The organism is Frondihabitans sp. OV104 (genome assembly GCF_057787745.1).
Genome location: NZ_CM173541.1, coordinates 3036942 through 3057604, shown reverse-complemented (window position 1 = coordinate 3057604; position 20663 = coordinate 3036942). Strand labels below are relative to the sequence as shown.

Below are 20663 nucleotides of genomic sequence, written 5' to 3'. Positions count from 1 at the left end.
TCGCGGTGGTGCCCGCGACTTGTTCTTCTTTGAACGGTGAGTTTGCGCAATATCGTCACCGAACTCGCGCTTGCCGAGAGTATGCACCAGGCTTTGTTGGGGTGCAAGACAAATTAGTTTGCGCAAATTACATGTCATCACTACTGTGATCCCATGCCCGCGATCCGACCGACCCTCCAGGAGGTAGCCGTCCTGGCGGGCACCAGCATTCCGACGGTCTCGAAGGTGCTGCGCGGCGGCACGGACGTCTCGGCCACGACCCGGGAGCGCGTCCTGAAGGCCGTGGCCGCGACCGGCTATCGGGCACGGGCGAGCGCTCGGCCGACGGCCGCCGCCGCGGTACCCGCCCTGGTCGACCTCGTCCTGACAGCCGTCGACAACTCGTGGGCAGCACGAGCGCTCGGAGGGGTGGAGGCCGCCGCGGCCGAGGCCGGCATCGGGATCGTCATCACGGTGGCCCGTGATCGCGACGAGTGGGTCACCCGCCTGCTGCGTCGCCGCTCGGAGGGTGCCGTCATCGTCGGGGTCGGGCCGACGGCGATGCAGCTGGCCGGGCTCACGGCGGCATCCGTGCCGGTCGTGCTCGTCGACCCGGTCGTCCGGCCGCCCGACGACATCGCGAGCGTCGGCGCGACCAACTGGGAGGGCGGCCGATCGGCCGGTGAGCACCTCGTCTCGCTCGGCCATATGCGCCTCGGCATCATCGACGGAGCTCACGGGACCCTGTTCAACGACGCCCGCGTCGACGGCTTCCGCACCGCGCTCCGGCATGCGGGGCGCGGAGTCCCCGACCGATGGGTCGCCCACAGCGAGTGGTCGCGGATCGACGGCCGTCGCGCGGCGCTCCCGATGCTGGCCGACGCCGATCGGCCGACAGCCCTGTTCGCGTGCTCGGAGAGCATGGCCTTCGGGATCTACGACGCGGCCGCCGAGCTCGGTCTGCGCATTCCGGACGACCTCAGCGTCGTCGGCTTCGACGACCTCCCGGAGGCGCAGTGGGCGAGCCCGCCGATGACGACCGTGCAGCAGCTCACCGCCGGGATGGGTGCGACTGCCCTGAGGATCCTGCTCGACGAGATCCGGCAGCGCTCGAACGGGGCGTCGGCCTCGCGCAGCGCGACGCGAGTCGAGCTGGCGACGCGGCTGATCGTGCGCGAGTCGACTGCCCCGCCTCCTGATCTGCGACTGGAGTGAACGGACAGCCCGCGACGACACAGCCCGGCTTGCGAACCGATCGGCATCCCACCTGTTAGCGTCTCGCATATCGTGTGAGAAAGGTGAAGAACATGCCAGTCCCCCCAGGTGGGCCGTCGCAGGAGCGCGAGCTTCTCCGCGACCGGGTCCGGCAGCAGATCCGCGCCGCGATCCTCGACGGAACCCTCGAAGCCGGCGAGCGTCTCAGCGACGACGACCTCCTCAAGTGGCTCGGCGTCTCCCGCACGCCCATCCGCGAAGCCCTCGCCGATCTCGCACACGCTGGCCTCATCGAGATGGAGCCCAACCGCTATACGCGCGTCGCGATCCCCGACCCCGACGCGGCGGTCGACTCGCTGCAGACCCTGGGCGTCCTGTTCGGCGGAGTGGTCCGGCTCGCGGTCGGCCGCATGCCCGCCGACGCGGTGGCCCAGGCGAAGGCCTCGATCGACGACTGCCTGCGCGACGTGAAGGCCGGCGACGGCGCCGCGCTCAACGGCCACGCGGTCGAGCTGTTCGACGTGTTCGTCGTGAACTGCGGCAACCCGCCGCTCATCCGCGTCACCCGCAGCGTCGAGGACGGCCTCGCCTATCAGCTGCGGCTGCCCAACATCGTCGAGATCCTCGGGGTCGAAGCCAGCACGCGCGAGTTCACGAAGCTGAAAGAGGCGCTCGTCGCCGGGGACGCCATCGCGGCCGAGCTCGCGACGGAGGCGCTGCACCACCTGCCGGCGCGAGCGGCCTCGTAGGGCGACCGACCCTGGTTCCTGCGCACTCTGCATGAATCCCAGCCCCGGGGCCCACCGGGTGCTTGGATGAGCGAGTGACCCCATGGACGGGCGGACTCCCCCCGGCAGCGCACGAGCGCATCGAGCGCCAGCGCGCCAGCGGTACGTCCGGCTCGCTCCTCTCTGCCCCGGCGGCCGCCGCGCTCCGCAGCGCCGGACTCGCCCCCGTCGGCGAGGTCTTCGGCTGCCTGGTGATGAACCTGGGCTGGACCGGCGGCCAGTGCGGCGTCTACGGCCTGGGCTACGCGACCACGCAGCCGAACGGCGTCCTGCTGAACGCCGGTATCGCCGGCTTCACCCAGTACCGCGAGACCCCCGTCTTCACGTCGGGCCGCAACACGAACCGCTACAGCGGCTTCGGGCCGTACGTGAAGGCGTTCGAGGCCGCCTGGCAGGGCGCGCTGAACCGCATGCTCACCGAGGCGGCCGCACTCGGAGCCGAGGGGGTCGTCGGGGTCACCATCAAGCGGGCTCGCCTCGAAGGCCAGATCTGGGAGTTCACGGCGGCAGGAACCGCGGTCCGCTCCGCAGACGGCTCGCTGGTCAGCGCATCGGCGCACGGCACCCGTGTCTGGTCGAGCGTGCTGTCGCCCGAAGACACCGCGGCGGCGATCCTCTCGTCGCTCGTCCCCCGCGGCATCGTCCTGGGGCTGTCGGTCGCGACGAAGCACGAGGACTCCCTGCTGCGCTCGCAGCGTCTCAGCTGGGGCAACACCGAGATCGAGGGATTGTCGGCCGTGCAGCAGGCCGCCCGCGGCGAGGCCCGCTCGCTGATGTCGAAGCGCGCCGAGTCGATGGGCGGCTCCGACCTCGTCGTCGACCGCTCCGAGATGCACGAGTTCGAGACCGAGTGCGGCGGCGAGAAGGACTTCCACGCGGAGGCGTTCTTCGTCGGCACTGTTCTCGCGCCCGGTCCGATGCACGCCTTCCGCGGCAAGGACAAGCCCGGCACCGGCCGGATCCTCAACGTGCTCCCCCTGACCGACCCACCCACCCGAAGGAGTCGACGATGAGCGACCTCTCGAACGTCTCGCTTCCCCCCGACGCGCGAGCCCGCCTCGCCGACGGCAAGAAGCACCTGTTCACCTCCGACCTGAGCGTCAACGAGTTCCTGCTCGTGAAGCAGGCCGGGTTCCGTCCCGTCGGCCTGGTGCTGGGGTCGAGCGTCTACCACGTGGGTCTGCAGATCGCGAAGTGGTCGAAGAACATGGAGCTCGACAAGCTCTCCGAGGCGATGTACCACGCCCGCGACCTCGCCATGACCCGGATGGAGGCCGAGGCCGACGCCCTCGGGGCCGACGGGATCGTCGGCGTGCGGCTCGAGATCGAGTTCAAGGAGTACGGCAACGACCTCGCCGAGTTCGTCGCCATCGGCACCGCCGTCATCGCCGACGAGGCACCCCCGACGGGTGCCTGGCGGAACAACCGCGGCCTGCCCTTCACCTCCGATCTCTCGGGCCAGGACTTCTGGACGCTGATCCAGGCCGGGTACGCCCCGCAGGGCCTCGTCATGGGCACCTGCGTCTATCACATCGCCCACCGCGGCATGATGGCGTCGCTCTCGACCGTGGGCTCGAACGTCGAGATCCCGCAGTACACCGAGGCGCTCTACGACGCGCGCGAGCTGGCCATGGGGCGCATGCAGACCGAGGCCGAGGTGCTCGACGCCGAGGGCATCGTCGGCGTCCAGCTGCTCTCGCTGCCGCACCGCTGGGGCGGTCACACCACCGAGTTCTTCGCGATCGGCACCGCCGTGCGATCGCTGCGCGACGACCACGTCATCGCGACGCCCAGCCTGGTGCTCCCGCTGACGGACGCCCCGCGGTGACCGAGGCCCACGACCTGCTGGAACGGCTGGCGACAGAGCTCCCGAGGGCCGTCGGCGACTCCGCCGTCGAGGTCGAGCGCTCGCGGAGCATGGCCGACCGCCTCGCCGGCCGTCCGGGCTCGGTGTCGTCGCTCGCCTTCCTCGGCGACGGGGTCCGCCTCACCGCGCGGGTCGAGCGGGGCGACCGCGTCGCGTGCGAGGCCGCCCGCGTCAGCGGCGGCGTCGTCATCTCGCGCCGTCAGCCGCCACTCGGCGAGTGGCTCGCGGCGCTCGCCGAGCAGGTATCGGTGAGCGTGGCCGCGTCGGCCGGAGATTCCGCGACCGCGGCGCAGGCCCTCAGGGCTCTCGGGCTGGCCGGTGCGGGCGACGACATCGTCATCGACGAGGCCGCCCTCGACGCCGGGCTGGCGGCGCTGCCGGCGCGGGTGGCGCGCCGGGTGCCGGCCGAGGCCGGTGAGCGGGTGGCCCGCATCAGTGCGATGCTCCGCGACACGCTGCCTCGCGTGGCGGGACGGGCGGAGCCCGAGTTCCTGCTCACCCGCGCAGCGACGACCTACCTGCCGGACACCCTGCGCGCGTACCTCGTGCTCCCCGGCGACTGGGCCGCCACGCACGTGCTCCGGAGCGGTGCCACCCCGGCGCAGGAGCTGCTCGATCAGCTCGGCGTGCTCGAGGAGGCCGTGAGCGGGCTGCGCGACGCAGCTCTCGCCGACGACGCCGGGGCCCTCGAGACGAACGGGCGCTTCTTGAGCGAGAGGTTCGCGCCGCCGGCCATCGGCCTCTAGCCGCTCGGAGTGCGCTTCGAAGCAGAGGAAACCCGGGGTCGCCGCCCCTGCTAGGAGAGCGGCGCCCCGGGTTCGGCAGGTGTCCGGCCCGGGACGAACCCGGTCGGGAGGCGACGCGCTGGTAGGGCAGCCCGTCGCCGCTGCCGTCTTGGGGAAAGGCCGATGAAGGCCGGGGGAGAAGTCTGATCCGTGGTGGCGGTGTGGTCTGGTGAGTGTGAGAGTCTCTCATCTCAAAGTGGTCGTGATGAGTAAACCGCAGAATAAGCAGGTTCGCAACGAACCACGAGTGATCGACACGCTCCGTCGATTGGAATTGTCGACTCGCTCGGAGCAAGATAAGCCAGTGACCCACGAGATGATGACCCCAGAGAACAACCTCGAACGCATCATGTGGACGGGGACTGCCTGGTTCGGCGTCTCGACAGGCACGGTCGCCCTCAGCCTCGGCCTTCTGCTCTCCTCCGGCTGGCGCCCCGCCCTCCTGCACTCCGGCCTCGCGGCGCTCTGGTGGATCGGCTCCGTGCTCGTCGCCCTCAGCATCGGCATGATCGGCTGGTCGGGCTGCCCGATCCTCGAGGTCTCGGTGCCGATCGCCGACCGCAACAAGACCCGCACGATGCAGCTCGGAACCCTCTTCTTCATCGTGGGCGGCGCTGCGACGCTGCTCGCCGTCATGCTCGGTCCGGCGCATTAGGCGCTCGGCGAGCGGGGGGAGCACGGCATGAGCACACAGACCGCACCCGCCCGACCGCGCCACGGCGCCCTCAGGTTCGTCCGCGACATCGTCATCATCCTGGCGTGCGCCCTGCTCATCTCCTTCGTGGTGAAGACCTTCGTCGTCCGCTCGTTCTACATCCCGTCGGGATCGATGGAGTCGACGCTGCAGATCGGCGACCGCATTCTGGTCAACGAGTTCGTGCCCAAGGTCGCGGCGCTGAACCGCGGCGACGTCGTGGTCTTCACCGACCCGGGCGGGTGGCTCGACAGCGACGCGATTCCGGCGACGGCGCCGCAGCCGGCGGCCGTCGAGGCGATCCAGTCGGCGCTCACCGCGGTCGGACTCGGCACGCACGACAGCGACGACCACCTCATCAAGCGCGTCATCGGCCTGCCCGGCGACACGGTGTCCTGCTGCAACGCGTCGGGCGAGCTCCAGGTGAACGGCGTCCCGATCAAGGAGCCCTACATCACCATCGCCGCCAACCAGACGAAGGCGTCGCCGAACGACTTCTCGGTGACGATTCCGCCCGGCATGCTCTGGGTGATGGGCGACAACCGCTACGACTCGGCCGACTCGGAGTACCACAACGCCCGCAAGGACGTCTCGCCGTACGTCCCGATCAGCGACGTCGTCGGACGCGCGTTCGTGATCACGTGGCCGCAGAAGCACTGGTCGGCTTTGAGCGACTATCCCGACGTCTTCGATCGCGTGCGCGACGCGAAGCTCCACTAGCCCGCTGCCGCGCCTTGATCCTTCGGGAAGGACGGGGTGTGCGCTCGCGAGGAGAAGGGGCGCGGAGTGCACGGCTGGCAAGGAGATCGGCCAGCTGGTGGGCGCCCCACAAGGACGTCTACCCTGCCGATCCTTGCGAACGCGCGGCGAGGCCGACGCGTCGGGCACGCAGAACGGCCCGCCGCACGAAGTGCGACGGGCCGTTCGGGGTGAAGCGGGAGATTACTCGGCGATCTGGGCGGCGATGGTGGCGGTGCCGACGAGGAGTCCGGGCTTGACGGCGTCGGTCTTGAACGTGGAGTTCAGGAGCTTGGCGGCGTCGGTGGAGATGTGGACGGTGGTGCCGGTGAGGGTGCCGACGTTGCCGTCGACGGAGAGGGGCTTGAGGGTTCCGCCCCAGAGGCTGAAGATGTTGGCCTGGGTGACGGCGACCTTGCCGTTGACGAGGACGTCGCCGTAGAGCTTGGAGTTGCCGGGGTTGATGGTGAAGTTCTCGAGGGTGACGGTGGTCGAGCCGGCCTTGAGGTTCAGGCCGGATCCGTCGTGCTCGAGGATGCCCTGGACGTAGGGGCGGTAGTTGCCGTCGGGCGACCAGTAGACGACGGAGCCGCCGGTGATGGGGAAGGAGATGTCGGAGCCGCTGAGCTTGGCGGAGCCCTCGGTGGAGGGGGTGAGTCCGAGAGACTTCAGGGCGGCGAGGAAGTCGCTGTCGAGGGCGACGGAGGTGTTGCCGCCGAAGACCTCGGGGACTGCCGCGACGGGGGCGGGGATCTTCGTCGACGACGACGAGACGGTGTGGATGGAGGGGGCCGCGTTGGCGGCGGCGCCGGCTCCGACGCCTCCGAGGATCAGGAGGCCGGCGGCACTGAGAGCCACGGTTGCTTTGGAGAACTTACGCATTTGCTTATCCTTTGATGGATGAAGGGTGAACACTCGATCGGTGTTCGTTGGGCGTTTGCCCGATGTCATGTATTCGCCACCCTCCCCAGGAGGGTTTGGTCCAGGTACTCTCCGTTACCCGTTCGTGACCCATGACGATCTCTCAGCGCGTTGAGCACCCCTGATCAGGCGCAGGAACTAGGCGATTCCGCCCGCCAGCTCCAGCCCGAGCGCGCTGGCCACGCCGGCGTTCCACACCGCCCCCTGGCGGATGTTCAGCCCCTTCGCGAGCGCGGCGTCGGCGGCCACGGCCCCCTCGAACCCCTTGTCGGCGAGAGCCGTGACGTAGGGGAGCGTCGCGTTGGTGAGAGCGCGGGTCGACGACTCGGGCACCGCGCCCGGCATGTTGGCGACGCAGTAGTAGACGGCGTCGTGCACCGGGAACGTCGGGGCGTCGTGCGTCGTCGGGTGAGACCCCTCGAAGCAGCCGCCCTGATCGATGGCGATGTCGACGAGCACGGCTCCGGGCTTCATCGTCGCCACCATGTCGTCGGTGACGAGCTTGGGAGCAGCGGCACCGGGGATGAGGACTGACCCGATCACGAGGTCGGCCTCGCGGAGCTGCTCGGCGATCGCGAACGGCGTCGAGTGCCGGGTCTGGATCCGGCCGCCGAACTGCACCTCGAGGGCGCGCAGGCGCGGGAGGGAGACGTCGATGACGGTCACGTCGGCTCCCATGCCGAGCGCGTTGGCGGCTGCGTGCTCGCCGGCGACGCCGCCGCCGATGACGACCACCTTCGCCTTCGGGGTGCCGGGCACGCCGCCGAGGAGGGTGCCGCGCCCCCCGGCCGACCTCATCAGGGCGTAGGAGCCGACGGTGATCGACAGGCGGCCGGCGACCTCGCTCATAGGGGAGAGGAGGGGGAGGCTGCGGTCGGGCATCTGGACGGTCTCGTAGGCGATGGCCGTCGTTCCTGCGCCGATGAGGGCTTCGGTGAGGGGGCGGTCGGCAGCGAGGTGCAGGTACGTGAAGAGCACGAGGTCGGGGCGGAGGAGGCCGTACTCGGCGGCGATGGGCTCCTTCACCTTCAGGAGGAGCTCGGCGGTGCCCCAGACCTCGGCGGCGGTCGGGAGGATCGTCGCGCCCGCTGCGGCGTAGTCGGCGTCGGCGATGCGGGATCCGGTGCCCGCCCCGGCCTGCACGACGACGTCATGCCCGCGGCGGGTGAGAGCGTCGACCCCGGCGGGGGTGATGGCGACGCGGTTCTCGTTGTTCTTGATCTCGGTCGGGATTCCTACTCGCATGATTCGAGTCTGATGATTCGTCGTTACGATTGGGTTTCGCGCGACGATCCGTCGAGAAAATGGCGTTGCGCGCCCGAATAATCACAATCGAGGAGTCCTGACGTGTCCGAATCGAAGGATCTTCGGCCTATCGACGAGATCGACGACCTCGACCGGCGAATCCTCGAGACCATCACGACCGACGCACGGCTGTCGAACACCGACATCGCGGCTGCCGTCGGGGTCGCCCCGTCTACCGTCCACGGCCGGCTGCGGAGCCTCGTCGAGCGCGGCGTCATCACCGACTTCATGACGAGCGTCAACCAGCGCGCCCTCGGTTTGCCGCTGCAGGCGATCGTCGGCGTCACTCTCCGGCCGGGTGCGCGGCAGGCCAGCATCGTGGCGTTCTCGGAGGAGGTACGACGCCTGCCCCAGGTGCTGCAGGTGTTCTTCCTCGGCGGGGTCGACGACTTCATCATCCACATCGCGGTCGAAGACAGCTCGGCGGTGCGCACCTTCGTCGTGGAGCACCTGTCGGCCCAGCCGAGTGTCGCGTCGACCCGCACGAGCATCGTCTTCGACTACCACCGGAACGCCGTGGCGGCGTCGTTCCAGTAGCAGCAGGAGCCCCGGCGGGGCTTCAGAGCGTCACGCGTCTGCGCACTACGTCCTCCGCCAGCACCGACAGAAGCTGCCCGTGACTGCGCGCATACGAGCGCAGACGCGCGAACGCCTCGTCGGTCGAGATGCCGTGCACCTGTGACAGGACGCCCTTGGCCTGCTCGATGACGACGCGCGTCTGCAGGGCCCGCTGGAGCTGCTCGCGCACGACCAGGCTCTCGCGAAGGCTGCGCTCGTGGAGCACGCCGATGGTCGCCACGTCGGCCAGCGCCTGGGCCGCCCGCACGTCGTCGGCCTCCAGGCTCCCCGCCTCGGAGCGCAGCAGGTTCAAGGCGCCGATCGTGACGTCCCGGAGCCGCAGGGGGATGGCGTGGACGGCGGTGAACCCGCCGGCGAGGGCGTCGGCCGCGAACAGCTGCCACTCCGGCTTGACGTCGTGGACGTCGGGAACGGCGATCACCTGCCCCGTCATGAAGGACTCGAAGCACGGCCCGGCCTCGCCGTTGACCTGCATGAGCTCGACGACGCGACTCGCCTCGCTCGTGGAGGCGATGACCTCCAGGATCCCGGCTTCGTCGACCAGGAGGATCCCCGCCGCGTCGGCGTCGAACAGGTCGACGCACGAGTCGACCAGCGTCTGCAGCAGCTCGACGATGTCGTAGTCGTCGACGAGGGTGTCGGCGAGGGTCGTGAACACGTCGACGAGGCGCGCCTCGCGGGTGACGTCGGTCATGGGTGGTCCTCGATTCCGTCGGCGCTGGTGCTGAACGAGAGCCGCCCGCCCAGGATGTCGTCGGCGACCTCGCCGACCGAGCGGGCCGACGCGAACGCGTGGGCCTGGATGATCAGCTGGGCGTCCTCGGGCGAGGTGCCGAGCTGCGCGAGCACGACCCCCGTGGCCTGGTGGACGAGTCGGCGCGAGTGCGGCGCCAGGTCGACCTGCCCGTCGTCGGATGCCCGCTCGAGAGCGCGACGGAGAACCGAGCGGCCGACGACGCCCGACATGGCGCCGGCCTGCCGCTGCTCGGCCGCGTTCAGAGATCGGGGATCGCCCGAGTAGAGGTCGACGGCACCGAGCCTCAGCGGCCCCACGTGCAGCGGGAAGGCGAAGAGCGCGCCCACGTCGTCGTGCTGGATGGCACGGGAGAACGCGGGCCAGTGGCCGTGGACCGACTCCCGCACGTCGGGCTCGATCACCGGACGGCCCGTCGCGAGGGCGTCCCAGCAGGGCCCCTCGCCGAGGTCGAACTGCAGCTCGTCGAGGCGGAGCGCCAGAGGATCGCTGGCGGCGACCGTCTCGCTGCCGAGCGGCGGGCCGAGGGAGGCCACCGAGGCGCCGGTGACGCGGAGCACGTCGATGAAGGGCTGGCAGAGGGCCGCTTCATCGTCGCCGGCCTCCGCCAGAGCGTCGAGGGCGGCGTCGAACGCGTCGTGCATGACCAGCCGCCCATCTCGAGTTCCTGCACCCCACCCTAGCCACGGTGCGGGACACGCCGATGCTTCCCGAAGAGGGGTATTGGGCGAAGCGCCGCAATTCTGGTTGGCTGTCATCAACCGATCAGGGGGATTCACCGTGGAGATCCACGAGCTCACTCGCCAGCAGGCGGAGCTCTGGCGCGCGTTCGTCGAGCAGCGGCACGAGCCTCGCCTGGTCGAGCTCAGCCACTGGATCCGTGAGACCGGCGGCCCGATCGACCTCCTCGACGGCTCGCTCGAGAGCCTCGTCGAGCTGTGGGAGTGGTTCATCGACTTCGTGGACGCCGATCTTCCGGGCGTCGACTCGCGCGTCCGCTACTCGCTGGGCTGGGCGTTCGGCTGGCCCGGCGGCAACCACGGCGCCACGTACTACGCGACGGAGGCCCTCGGCAGCTACGTCTTCGAGGTGCTGCGTCGTCTCGACCCGGCCACTGCGTGGACGGTCAACGTCCCCGTGGGTCGCACCAGGTGGGTCGACTCCGACCAGCACCGCACCGGCATCGCGTTCCGAGGCTCGTGGGTGTCGATCGACCCGCGCATCGCCAACGTCGCGAGCCGGCTGTTCGACCACGGCACCGCCGCCGCCGACTACGACGACATGGGCAGCGAGGCGTCGCGCCCGGAGCGGCTGCGCGACCTGGTGGCGAACCTCTTCCATCTCGTCGATGCGCCGACCGTGCGAGGGGCGTCGATCCTGACCCCTCTCGCCTCCGAGCCCGTGCTGCTCGTTCCGGTGCCGATGTACAAGCAGCCCCCGCCGCCGCCCGCCGAGCCGGAGCCCGTGCCCGTGCTGGTGTCGGTCGCCGAGGCGCAGGCGATCCTGAACCCCGACGAGTCGGCGTCGGTCGTCGGCGAGCCGATGATCCTGCTGTCGCGGCGGGGCGACGCCGAGCACCTCGAGGCGGCGCCGGCGCTGTCGGAGCGCCGGGTGTTCCGGGTCCTGCAGTCGCTGGGTGTCGAGACCGTGAGCGGCGAGCCGCTGTCGGCCGAGATGCTGCGCGACCCCGAGGTCGAGCACCTCCGGCTGCTGCGCGGCGCCGTGACGGTCGAGACCTGGGTGACCGGCCACCGGCTGCGCGCGCTGCAGCTCGAGCCGTCGGGCGCCGGGCCGGCCGAGTGGGACGCCGTCGAGCACGCGTTCTCGGAGGCTGCGCCGCGTCTGCGGGCGGTGTTCCGGCCCGAGGCCGACTAGCCGCGTTCCGGTCGCAGCCGGCCAGCGGAGATCGGCGAGCCCGCCTCCGCGAGGCCGAACTCGCACACCGCCAGCTCGACCGACAGGTCGAGGGCGGCGGAGCGGATGCCGGGGCTGTACAGCGCGTGGTCGCCCGACGCGCGCTCGACGACCGTGAGGGACCCGCGCGCCCGCGCCCGAGCCCCCGACCCCGACCGACGCAGCCGACGCTCGGCAGCGGGCCCGCCGTGATCGCGCCACACGGCTGCGTCTTCCGGCCCGAGCAGGACCACGACGTCGGTGCCCGCCGAGAGCGCGCGACGGAGGTTGGGCTCGGCGAACCGCAGCACGCCCCGCGACGCGAGAGCCGCCAGGAGGCCCGACGGCAGGTGCCGCTTCGCCCCTGCGACGAGGCGGTCGCGGAGGGCGGGGGCGAGTTCCTGCGCCCCGGATTCAGGTCGGTGCACGACAGGCTCCTGCGGCACGACGCGGTGGTCGTTCAGAGCCAGCGCCGCCACGAAGCGCGCCGACTCGGGGCGTGAGACCAGGCCGATCCAGCCCCCGACGCACATGCCGACGACGCCGAGGCGCTCGCGGGGCAGGTCGAGGTAGTCGACGGCGGCCGCGTGGTCGTCGAGCCAGGCCTGCGTGAACAGCATGCTCGGCTCGTGGGCGTCGACCGGCGTCGACTCGCCCGTGCCCCGGCGGTCGAAGCGGAGCGAGCGGATGCCGCGCATGGCGAGCCGGCGGGCGAGCTCGACCTGGTGGCGGGTGGCCCCGACGCGGTGCTCCGCCGAGCCGTTGTGCAGCACGACGGCGGGCGCCTCCCAGCTCCCGCTGCCGCTCCAGGCGTGCCGGGTGACGATGCCGAAGAGGTCGTGCGGGCCGAAGCGGACGAGCTCCTCGACGACGTCGCCCACGACCGCCGTGGTGACGGGCGCAGGAACTCGCAGCACGCCGTCGCCCACCGCGAACGAGCGGCGCATCCAGTCGGTCACCACCGTCACGCTCGCGGCCGGGATCGAGGCGAGGATGCTCGACATGTCGAGGGAGTCCTCGTGCCCGGGCACCTCGAGCACCGTCACGGCGTCCTTCGCCGGCCGCAGCGCCTTCGGTAGCGTCGGCCCGGCGCTCGACTCGCGCACGGCCACCAGCACCGGCATGCGCTCGGCGAGAGACGCGTCGTAGTCGAGCGCGGCGATCCGGTCGGCGAACTCCCGCGTGAACTCGGCGCCGGCCACCTCGACGACGCCCTCGGGCGCGTCCTCGGCGACGTCGCCGACCTCGATCGCGTAGAGCGCGCTCTGGCGGCGCAGCCAGGCCCTGCCCGACCCGGCAGGGTCCCACAGCACGAGACCCGCGGCCCCGGGGTCGTCGGCGGCGTGCCGGGAGGCGACGAGCGCCCCGCTGCCGAGACCGAGGTAGACGATGCGGTCGGCTCCGGCGAGGCGCAGCTCGGCCGCCGCCAGGCGGGCGCCCGTGTCGAGCGAGGGCTCGGCCATCGAGTCGCCGAAGCCGGCGTGGTCGAAGCGGATCGCGGCGAATCCCGCCGTCGCGAGCCGGTCGGCCAGGTGGCGCAGCGTGCGGTACGCGACGGAGTACTCGTAGCCGAGCGGCGGGCAGATGACGACGCCGGTCGCCTCGCCGATCGTGGGCAGGTGCAGTGTCGCCAGGACGGCACCGTCGCCCAGCCAGGTGTCGACGGTGCGCTGCTCGGCGCTCATGCGAGCGAGAGCGAGGAGCGGACGGCGGGCGACCACGACGCGACGTCGGTGCCGTGGGTGCGGACCAGCGCGAGCGCGATCCGCTCGAGGCCCCAGCCGAGGCACGAGCTGGCGGCGGGCGATCCGTCGACGGTCTGGATGCCGAAGGTCGCGCCGAAGTGGTCGCCGTGGTTGTTGGCCGACGCGATCGCGGTGCCCTCGTCGAGGTCGCCGTAGATCGGCACCACGACCTCCAGCTTCGCCTCGTCGGCGAGCTGGTTGCGGGCCAGCATGCGTCCGGTGCGGCCGAAGAACGGGTCGTTCGCCGCGACGACGCGGGCGTCGAGACCCAGGTCGATCAGGCCGGCGAGCTGCCGCTCGTTCTGCGCGTTGCGGAACTCCCTGGCGTCGGTCTCGAGCCCGACGTGCACGAACTCCTGCTGCCGGAAGGCCTGCAGGCGCATCGGGTCGATCGAGGGCTCGTGCCGGAAGCAGAAGCCGCTCAGGTCGAAGGTGCGCCCGCCTGCCGGGAGGGTTCCGCGCAGGCGCTCGTACAGGGGATGGCAGACGGCAGGAACGAGCACGGTCTCCGCCGGGCTCAGCCACGCGCTCCAGTCCTCGCCGTTCGCCCGCGCGCTCACCAGCCGGCGGTGGTCCGCCTCGGTGCCGGTGAAGCCGTTGACGGCGCCGGTCAGGTGGGGGAACGACACGATGTAGTCGGTGTTCTCGAACTCGGGCCGCGGGAAGACGGGGGCGAAGCGCATGCGCTCGGCGTTCAGATCCGCGAGCGAGCGGGTGACGGAGCGGCTGATGCCGTCGACGACGTCTTCGAACAGGCCGGAGCGGCCGTAGAGGCCGAGCTCGCCGGCGTCGATCAGCAGGTCGGAGGCCAGGAGCTCATCACGGAACTCGGAGCGGGCGGCCTCGAGGTCGGAGACCGGGGCTGTCGCAGCCGGGGCGGTCGTCGCTGGGCTCGTCACCGCTGCGGTCGTCATCGTCGGGTTCGTCATCGTCGGGCTTTCCGTCGCTGGAGCAGCGAAAGCTGCGCGTTGTTCGCGAGGATGCGGTCGTTGTTGACCATGACCGCGGTGCCGTACGAGTCGCGGAGCAGGCGGCCGAGGCTCAGGTCGGAGTCCTGGCGGTAGCCGGCGATGCCGGCGACCAGCATGGCCTGGCCGACGATGTCGATGACCGAGTCGGACGCCGTGATCTTGAGCGAGTTGTGCGCGATCGCCCGCGGGATGCTCGTGAGGGCGGCGCGGTCGTCCGCGTCGTCGTCGAAGGCACGGGCCGACGACTCGACCAGGCCGGCGAAGGCGGCGACCTTGCCGAGGAGCTCGGCCAGGCGCGTGGCGGCCGGGGGCAGGGTGCCGATGCTCTTGCGGGCGGAGCGTTGAACGGCGGTGGCCGCCTTCGCGGCGGCCGCATCGGCGATCCCGAGCCAGACCGCCGCCCAGAGGAGGTGCGACACCGGGAGCATCGTCTCGGCCGAGATGGTGGCGAAGTCGTCGGGCACGATGTGCTCGCGGTCGACGGTGGCCTCGAGCTGGAAGCCCGGGCTGCAGGTGCCGCGGAAGCCGAGGGTGTCCCACTCGCCGAGCTGCGTGAGGCGGGTCGTCGCCCGGGGGCAGATGACGAGCACCTGGTCGGACGGCGCGCTCTCGAGCGAGGCGCGGGCCGTGGTCAGGATGACGTCGGCGAAGGCGCCGTACGAGATGACCGGCGCGGTCTTCCGGAGCACGATGGTGCCGTTCGGCTGCTCGTCGATGGCGCAGCCGCTGGTGCGGGTACTGCCGCCGATGCCGGCCTCGGTCGTGGCAGACGCCATCAGCGTGCCGTCCATCACGAGGCGGCGGAGCGTGCGGATGACGGTCGTCGAGCCGTGGGTGTGGCGGGTGAGGCAGAGCACCTGGATCTGGTGCATGACGAAGATCATGCCGGTCGCGCTGCACGACTCTGCGAGGATCCTGGCGACTTCGGAGAGGTCGTGGAGGGTGGCGTTCTCGCCGCCCAGGGCCGAGGGGACCGCCGCGGCCAGCAGGCCGTTCGAGCGGAGCGCGTCGACGGCCTCGCGCGGGAAGCGGGCGCGGGCGTCGACGTCGTGCGCGTGGCGGGCGGCGATCTCCGCCACCTGGCGGGCGCGGTCGACGAGGAGGCCGCGGGAGGTCGTGAGGTTCATGCGTCGACGCCCAGGGCGCTGGCCGCGGCCTCGAGGGAGTCGATCGACGAGAAGGTGGCGCGGCTCAGGAGCTCGTCGGGGAACTCGAGGTCGAGCTCCTCCTCGAGGGCGAGCATCACGTTCACCGTCGCGTGCGACGAGAGGCCGGCCTGGTAGAGGTCGTCGCCGTCGCCGAGCTCGGCGACGGGCGTGACGAGGTGTCCGTGCTGGTCGAGCACGGTGCGGATCGTTGCCTTCATGTCGAAGGGGTCCTTTCGGGTAAGGAGCGCGAACACGGTGGCCTGGGCGACACCGTGATCGTGGGTGAGGGTGATGGCGATGCTGTGGATCCCGCTGCCCGTAGCCTCGAGACGGGCGAGGCCGTGAAGCCGCACCCGTGGCGCTCCCGACGGAGCGTTCGCGATCTCGACGTCGCGATACGGAAGACCCTGATCGCGGCTCGGCCGCAGCACTTTCACGACCGCCTCCTTGCCGGCGAACCGCGCCGCGAGCCGTTCGACGTCGCCCTGGGTCTGGTCGAGCTCGATCGGCGTGAAGACGCGGTTCAGGTAGGAGGCGCCGAAGCGCGTGACGGAGTCGCGGACATCCGCGACGGTCACGAGATCGGTGCCGACGCGGGGCCGCGGCATTCGGGTGCCGGTGAGCTCTCGCACAGGGGTGTTCCAAGGATCGGGTAAGTGGCCTGGAGGTGTCGGGGAACGTCACCAGGCGGTTCGGGCAGGCGGGGCCGACTGGGTCGATCGGCTGATCCAGACGCCACGATAGGGCGCCTGAACGGGGGTCGACCAGACCTTCCGGCAAAGACACCTCACTACTGGGGACAGACAACTCAGTCTGTCCGTCGGTCTGCCGACGCTGGAGCTCCTGCCGATCGACCTCCCTGCTACCGCCTCTACGCTTGATCTACTCCCCCCGTACCGCCCTAGGAAGAGCTCTTCGTGTCTGCACCCACCGTCCGCTCCGTCGACCGAGTCGCCCCGGGTGTCCACTTCAACGAAGGCCCCGCGTCGAACTGGGTGGTCCTCGTCGGCGACTCCGAGGTGGCGCTGATCGACGCCGGCTACCCCGGCGACCTGCCGCTCGTCGAGCAGTCGTTGCGAGAGGCGGCGCCCGGCCTGCCCCTGACGGCGATCGCCGTCACCCACGGGCACTCCGACCACATCGGCTCGATCCGCGCGCTCCTCGGCACCTACCCCGACGCGCGGGTCTACACGGGCGAGGCGGAGCTGCCCAACGTGCGCCGCGACGAGATCCATCAGGTCACGGTCCGCGACATCGTGCCCCACCTCGCCAAGCCCCGCTTCGTGCGCTGGATGGTCCACGCCCTGCGAGCCGGCGGGCTGAGTGACGTCGCCGTGCGGAGCGTCGAGGCGGCGCCGACCGAGCTGACCCTCGCCGGGCACGCCGTCCGCGCCGTCCCGTCGATCGGCCACACGCCGGGCCACACGCTGTACGAGCTCGTCGACGCCCGTGCCGTGGCGACTGGCGACGCCCTCGTCACCGGCCACGCGGTCTCGCGCCGCGTAGGCCCCCAGTCTCTGCACCCGATGTTCCACTCCGACGTGCGCGCCGCCTCGCAGCTCGCCGCCGAGCTCGCCGGCCGCTACGCCGACTGGACGCTGCTGCCGGGACACGGCGCGCTCCGCCGCCGCGGCACGTCCTCGTAATTTCAAGGAGATCTGGTCTGCCGCACCGAACGTGGGGCGGATCCCGGGCATCTTCGGCGGCCGATCTCCTTGAATTTGCAGACGGGTCAGGCGAGCTCAGCCGACAGGGCGTCGAGCAGGGCGGGGAGGCGCGCGAGGAGCGCGAGGTCGTCGCCGGCGAGTGCCCGCATCGCGGCGTCCCGCAGCACGACGGAGCGGGTCTCGCGTGACTCGGTGACCACGGCGGTTCCTGCGCCCGTGAGCGAGATCAGCACGCCGCGCGCGTCGGCCGGGTCGGGGTCGCGGGCGACGAGCCCCCGCTTCTCGAGGTCGGCGACGATGGAGCTCATGCTCTGGTGCCGCACGGCCCGGCGGCGGGCCAGGTGCGCGATGCTCTGCGCGCCGTCGCGCATCAGGAAGCCGAGGGTCTCGATCTGGCCGTCGGACTCGTCGGTGGTCCGGTCGCGGACGGCTCGGACGATCGTTCCCACCGAGCGGCGGAGGTTGTCGGCGTCTTCGAGGGTGAAGGGGCTGTCGCCTTCGGGGCGGCTGGCGGCGCTGCTCATGGCGCAACTATACAGTCAACCTGTATAGTTCGGTGCATGGAACTCACCAAGCACACGCACGCCACGGTCGTCCTCTCGAAAGGCGAGGGCGACCTCGTCATCGACCCGGGCAGCTATACCCCGAACGCTGCGGAGCTCGTCTCGGGTGCCGCCGCCGTGCTCATCACGCACGACCACCCCGATCACTTCGACCTCGGCATCCTGAGCGCCGCGCTCGACATGCAGCCCGAGCTCACCGTCTACGGCCCCGAGTCGGTCACCTCAGCGCTGGGCGGCCACGACGGCCGCGTCGTCACCGTCTCGAAGGGCGACTCGTTCACCGAGGCCGGCTTCGACATCGCGGTGTTCGGCGAGCACCACGCGTCGATCCACAGCGACATGCCGCTCATGCATAACGTGGGGTACCTCGTCGACTCGGCCGTCTTCCACCCCGGCGACGCCTATCTCGAGCCCGGCGTCCCGGTCGAGTCGCTCCTGCTCCCCACCAGTGGGCCCTGGGTCACCACGCAGGGCGCCGTCGACTACGTGCGCGCCGTGAAGCCGACCCGCACCGTGCAGATCCACGACCTCATGCTCAGCGAGGCCGGCCGCGGCTCGATGAACCAGTGGCTCGGCGAGAGCGGGCTCACCGGCACGCCGATGCTGTCGCCCGCGATCGGCGAGACAGTCACCCTCTGACCCGCTCCCGAAATTCAAGGAGATTCTCGCTCCGGCGCCGCCCCGATCGGCATGCGCCCATCGCCGCGACCGAGAATCTCCTTGAATTTTTGAGGGCGCAGGAACTCCTAGCGGCGCACAGCCCGCAGCGCCGCCGCGAGGAGGTCGTCGAGCACGCTCCCGGTCGAGCCCGCGTCTTCGGGATGCCACTGCACCGCCCACACCGGCGCCGACTCGTGCTCGACGGCCTCCGCCGTGCCGTCGAGCGCGCGGGCGACCACCCGCAGGCCGGTGCCGGGAGTGGCGACCGCCTGGTGGTGCGAGCTCTGCACCTGGAGCGCCGTGGCGCCGACGATCCGGGCCAGGTCGCTGGTGGGCTCGATGGCGACGGCGTGCGAGAGCATGGGCGCGTCGGCCGGCCCTGAGGCGACGTGGCCGCCGTCGTGCAGGTGCTGCACGAGGTCGCCGCCGAGGGCGACGTTGACGACCTGCATGCCGCGGCAGATGCCGACGACCGGGGTCCCGGCGGCGACGGCGTCGCGCACCAGCGCCGTCTGCGCGCGGTCGGCGTCGGCGAACACCTCGTCGCGACCGGGATAGTCGGCCGGGCCTCCGTACAGGGCCGGGTCGACGTCTTCACCCCCGGTGAGGAGGACCGCGTCGGCGGCGGCGAGCTCGGCGGCCAGATCGGCGGAGTCGGCGGCGACGCGGTGCACGGCGAAGCCGGCCCGCGTTCCTGCGCTCGCAATGCTCGCGGTGAGCTCGCGGAGGGTGGCTCCGTAGGCCGGGTCGGCCCTCTCGCGATCGCTGACGTCGACGAGGAGCAGGCGGGGTCGTGCGGTCATCCGTCGATCTTGGCAGACGGCTCGGCTTCATCGACGAGGGCGCGGATCGCGTCGGGGAGGTCGCGCACCATGACCGCCCAGACGATGGCCGTGTCGGCAGCGCGGTAGTTGTGCGCCAGGACGTTGCGCGTCGCGGCGATCGCGCTGAGCGGCAGCCCGACGGGAAGCCGGTCGAGCCGCTCCCTCGGCACGCGGCTGCCGACCAGGTCGTGGAAGTGGATGATCACGGCCTCAGAGGCCCGGAACGTCAGGCTGTGCACGGCGTCGAACTCGTCGCGGCCGCGCGCGACGATCGCCTCGCACTCGCCCAGGAGGCCGCGCAGGGCGGCCTCGATCGCGGGCCAGCGGTCGACCCCGGGACCGTCGCGGGGAACACGGGGTCGCGGGGTGAACGAGTCGCTCACAGCCGCTCGGCGCGCTCTCGCACGTGCCGCAGGAAGGTCGCCTCGGCCTGCGAGTCCGTCAGGACGTCGGCGTGGAACCCCGTGAGGCTCTCGACCGCGGCCCCGAACGCGCCCAGGTCGAAGAGGGTGGTCGCCGCCGTCGTGCGGACCAGCAGGTCTATGTCGCTGTCTTCGGTGTCGGTGCCGTCGAGCACAGAGCCGAAGACGCGGACGTCGGCGAGCCCGTGGGCGGCAGCAGCGGACCGGACGTCGTCGGCGAGGACGTGGAGCGCGACGCTCGGGCGGAGACGGGCCGCGCGCAGGATCTTCGCGAGCGTCTCCGGGCGGGGCCGTTTCGAGCCCGATTCGTAGGCCGAGATCGTGGGCTGCTGGATGCCCGCGGAGGCGGCCAGCTCGGATTGCGACTGGCCGATGTCTTCGCGGGCACGCCGGATCAGCAGTGCGGCATTCGGAGGCGTCACGCGGTTCTCGCTTTTCGTATAGATGTCGTCTATACGAAAATCTACACGCTGAAGACCAGCAGGGTGCCGGTGGCGGTGGCGATCAGCTTGCCGTCGGAGTCGCGCACCTCGCCCTCGGCGAAGGCGGCGCGGGTGCCCGGCTTCGTGACGCGGGCGGTGACCGTCACCTGGCCCGAGTCGGCGAACAGCGGACGCAGGTAGCTCACCTTGATCTCGAGCGAGGTGTACCCGGTGCCGGCCGGGAGGGTCGACTGGGCGGCGCAACCGAGGGCCGAGTCGAGCATCGTGCACACGTAGCCGCCGTGGACGGTTCCGATCGGGTTGTAGTGCGATTCGTCGGGCGCGCAGCGGAACTCCACCGAGCCCTCGTCGGCCGCGGCCAGCGTCGCATTGAACCCCGACAGGATCGGCGGCGGGGGCAGCTCGCCGCTGATGATCGCGCGCAGGAAGTCGAGGCCGGTCATGGTCTTGGCGGCCTCGGCCGTGATGGCCGGGTCGTGCCACTCGAGGGTCTTCGTGCGGGCGGGGTCGCTCCCGTGGGCCGGGGCGGTGCTGTCGGTCATCGGACTCCTTCGTCGTTCGCGAGGCTAGTCTCGGCCCGCGATCGAGTCCACCGGCGGACGGCCGCGTCACGGTGTGCGACGCGTGCCGGAGGCACTCGCTGCCTTGGTACAGCCGTGTCGCATTCTCGCTAGTCGTCCCCGGCTCCGGGTGCGACGATGG

General features: G+C 71.2%; 24 protein-coding genes. 11 read left to right on the top strand and 13 right to left on the bottom strand.

What is annotated here, in order from left to right:
• The first annotated feature begins 153 nt into the window (after positions 1-153).
• The 7 genes from AC3CBB_RS14345 to lepB all read left to right on the top strand — a co-directional run bounded on the left by AC3CBB_RS14345 (position 154) and on the right by lepB (position 6048).
• Positions 154-1194 (top strand): LacI family DNA-binding transcriptional regulator, encoded by a 1041-nt coding sequence (locus tag AC3CBB_RS14345; RefSeq protein WP_488625118.1) that lies wholly within the window; start codon positions 154-156, stop codon positions 1192-1194.
• A gap of 92 nt (positions 1195-1286) precedes the next feature.
• Positions 1287-1943, top strand: a complete 657-nt coding sequence (locus tag AC3CBB_RS14340; protein ID WP_488625117.1) for a GntR family transcriptional regulator — start codon at positions 1287-1289, stop codon at positions 1941-1943.
• A gap of 74 nt (positions 1944-2017) precedes the next feature.
• On the top strand, positions 2018-2995 hold the full coding sequence (locus tag AC3CBB_RS14335; protein WP_488625116.1) for a heavy metal-binding domain-containing protein: 978 nt from the start codon (positions 2018-2020) through the stop codon (positions 2993-2995).
• Complete coding sequence (locus AC3CBB_RS14330; RefSeq protein ID WP_123506573.1) at positions 2992-3810, top strand: heavy metal-binding domain-containing protein; 819 nt, start codon at positions 2992-2994, stop codon at positions 3808-3810. The genes AC3CBB_RS14335 and AC3CBB_RS14330 overlap by 4 nt, the downstream gene beginning before the upstream one ends.
• On the top strand, positions 3807-4595 hold the full coding sequence (locus AC3CBB_RS14325) for a hypothetical protein (RefSeq protein ID WP_488625115.1): 789 nt from the start codon (positions 3807-3809) through the stop codon (positions 4593-4595). Before AC3CBB_RS14330 ends, AC3CBB_RS14325 begins: the two co-directional genes overlap by 4 nt.
• A 343-nt stretch (positions 4596-4938) precedes the next feature.
• Positions 4939-5289 carry a hypothetical protein gene (locus AC3CBB_RS14320; RefSeq protein WP_123506571.1) on the top strand — a complete coding sequence of 117 codons (351 nt, stop codon included), beginning with the start codon at positions 4939-4941 and terminating at the stop codon, positions 5287-5289.
• Positions 5290-5316: 27 nt separating this feature from the next.
• Positions 5317-6048: a signal peptidase I gene (lepB, locus tag AC3CBB_RS14315; protein ID WP_488625114.1), complete on the top strand. Its 732-nt coding sequence runs from the start codon at positions 5317-5319 to the stop codon at positions 6046-6048.
• 222 nt (positions 6049-6270) lie between these two features.
• Here lepB and AC3CBB_RS14310 read toward each other — a convergent pair whose 3' ends face one another.
• A complete protein-coding gene (locus tag AC3CBB_RS14310) occupies positions 6271-6948 on the bottom strand; it encodes a hypothetical protein (RefSeq protein ID WP_488625113.1) in 678 nt (225 codons plus the stop codon).
• Between the two features lie 177 nt (positions 6949-7125).
• Positions 7126-8232, bottom strand: a complete 1107-nt coding sequence (gene ald / locus AC3CBB_RS14305) for an alanine dehydrogenase (protein ID WP_123505869.1) — start codon at positions 8230-8232, stop codon at positions 7126-7128.
• A 102-nt stretch (positions 8233-8334) separates the two neighbouring features.
• Between ald and AC3CBB_RS14300 the strand changes: the two genes are divergently transcribed.
• The gene (locus AC3CBB_RS14300) at positions 8335-8829 is read left to right on the top strand and encodes an Lrp/AsnC family transcriptional regulator (protein WP_488625112.1); all 495 of its coding nucleotides are present in this window, start codon (positions 8335-8337) and stop codon (positions 8827-8829) included.
• 22 nt (positions 8830-8851) lie between these two features.
• Here AC3CBB_RS14300 and AC3CBB_RS14295 read toward each other — a convergent pair whose 3' ends face one another.
• Positions 8852-9565, bottom strand: a complete 714-nt coding sequence (locus tag AC3CBB_RS14295; RefSeq protein ID WP_123505867.1) for a GAF and ANTAR domain-containing protein — start codon at positions 9563-9565, stop codon at positions 8852-8854.
• Positions 9562-10269 (bottom strand): GAF and ANTAR domain-containing protein, encoded by a 708-nt coding sequence (locus tag AC3CBB_RS14290; RefSeq protein ID WP_123505866.1) that lies wholly within the window; start codon positions 10267-10269, stop codon positions 9562-9564. Before AC3CBB_RS14290 ends, AC3CBB_RS14295 begins: the two co-directional genes overlap by 4 nt.
• A 136-nt stretch (positions 10270-10405) precedes the next feature.
• Here AC3CBB_RS14290 and AC3CBB_RS14285 point away from each other — a divergent pair, with 136 nt between their 5' ends.
• On the top strand, positions 10406-11500 hold the full coding sequence (locus AC3CBB_RS14285; RefSeq protein WP_488625111.1) for a hypothetical protein: 1095 nt from the start codon (positions 10406-10408) through the stop codon (positions 11498-11500).
• On the opposite strand, the gene AC3CBB_RS14280 is transcribed toward AC3CBB_RS14285, so the two are convergent.
• From AC3CBB_RS14280 to AC3CBB_RS14265, 4 genes are read right to left on the bottom strand one after another with little or no spacing between them, the layout of a single operon-like run.
• Positions 11497-13239 carry an alpha/beta hydrolase gene (locus tag AC3CBB_RS14280; RefSeq protein ID WP_488625110.1) on the bottom strand — a complete coding sequence of 581 codons (1743 nt, stop codon included), beginning with the start codon at positions 13237-13239 and terminating at the stop codon, positions 11497-11499. The genes AC3CBB_RS14285 and AC3CBB_RS14280 overlap by 4 nt on opposite strands.
• A complete protein-coding gene (locus AC3CBB_RS14275) occupies positions 13200-14192 on the bottom strand; it encodes an amino acid--[acyl-carrier-protein] ligase (RefSeq protein ID WP_488625109.1) in 993 nt (330 codons plus the stop codon). The genes AC3CBB_RS14280 and AC3CBB_RS14275 overlap by 40 nt, the downstream gene beginning before the upstream one ends.
• Entirely contained in the window at positions 14189-15361 is a 1173-nt protein-coding gene (locus AC3CBB_RS14270) for an acyl-CoA dehydrogenase family protein (protein ID WP_488625108.1), read from the bottom strand. Before AC3CBB_RS14270 ends, AC3CBB_RS14275 begins: the two co-directional genes overlap by 4 nt.
• Complete coding sequence (locus AC3CBB_RS14265) at positions 15358-16014, bottom strand: acyl carrier protein (RefSeq protein ID WP_488625107.1); 657 nt, start codon at positions 16012-16014, stop codon at positions 15358-15360. The genes AC3CBB_RS14270 and AC3CBB_RS14265 overlap by 4 nt, the downstream gene beginning before the upstream one ends.
• 285 nt (positions 16015-16299) lie before the next feature.
• On the opposite strand from AC3CBB_RS14265, the gene AC3CBB_RS14260 reads away from it, so the two are divergent.
• Complete coding sequence (locus AC3CBB_RS14260; protein WP_488625106.1) at positions 16300-17028, top strand: MBL fold metallo-hydrolase; 729 nt, start codon at positions 16300-16302, stop codon at positions 17026-17028.
• Between the two features lie 86 nt (positions 17029-17114).
• On the opposite strand, the gene AC3CBB_RS14255 is transcribed toward AC3CBB_RS14260, so the two are convergent.
• On the bottom strand, positions 17115-17573 hold the full coding sequence (locus AC3CBB_RS14255) for a MarR family winged helix-turn-helix transcriptional regulator (protein WP_488625105.1): 459 nt from the start codon (positions 17571-17573) through the stop codon (positions 17115-17117).
• Between the two features lie 36 nt (positions 17574-17609).
• Here AC3CBB_RS14255 and AC3CBB_RS14250 point away from each other — a divergent pair, with 36 nt between their 5' ends.
• Positions 17610-18251 (top strand): MBL fold metallo-hydrolase, encoded by a 642-nt coding sequence (locus tag AC3CBB_RS14250; protein WP_488625104.1) that lies wholly within the window; start codon positions 17610-17612, stop codon positions 18249-18251.
• A gap of 107 nt (positions 18252-18358) precedes the next feature.
• On the opposite strand, the gene AC3CBB_RS14245 is transcribed toward AC3CBB_RS14250, so the two are convergent.
• The 4 genes from AC3CBB_RS14245 to AC3CBB_RS14230 are packed head-to-tail and all read right to left on the bottom strand — an operon-like array spanning position 18359 to position 20503.
• A complete protein-coding gene (locus tag AC3CBB_RS14245; RefSeq protein ID WP_123505858.1) occupies positions 18359-19075 on the bottom strand; it encodes a gamma-glutamyl-gamma-aminobutyrate hydrolase family protein in 717 nt (238 codons plus the stop codon).
• A complete protein-coding gene (locus AC3CBB_RS14240) occupies positions 19072-19479 on the bottom strand; it encodes a HepT-like ribonuclease domain-containing protein (RefSeq protein ID WP_488625103.1) in 408 nt (135 codons plus the stop codon). The genes AC3CBB_RS14245 and AC3CBB_RS14240 overlap by 4 nt, the downstream gene beginning before the upstream one ends.
• Complete coding sequence (locus AC3CBB_RS14235) at positions 19476-19940, bottom strand: helix-turn-helix domain-containing protein (protein ID WP_123505856.1); 465 nt, start codon at positions 19938-19940, stop codon at positions 19476-19478. Before AC3CBB_RS14235 ends, AC3CBB_RS14240 begins: the two co-directional genes overlap by 4 nt.
• Positions 19941-19981: 41 nt before the next feature.
• Entirely contained in the window at positions 19982-20503 is a 522-nt protein-coding gene (locus AC3CBB_RS14230; RefSeq protein WP_488625102.1) for a PaaI family thioesterase, read from the bottom strand.
• Positions 20504-20663: the final 160 nt, after the last annotated feature.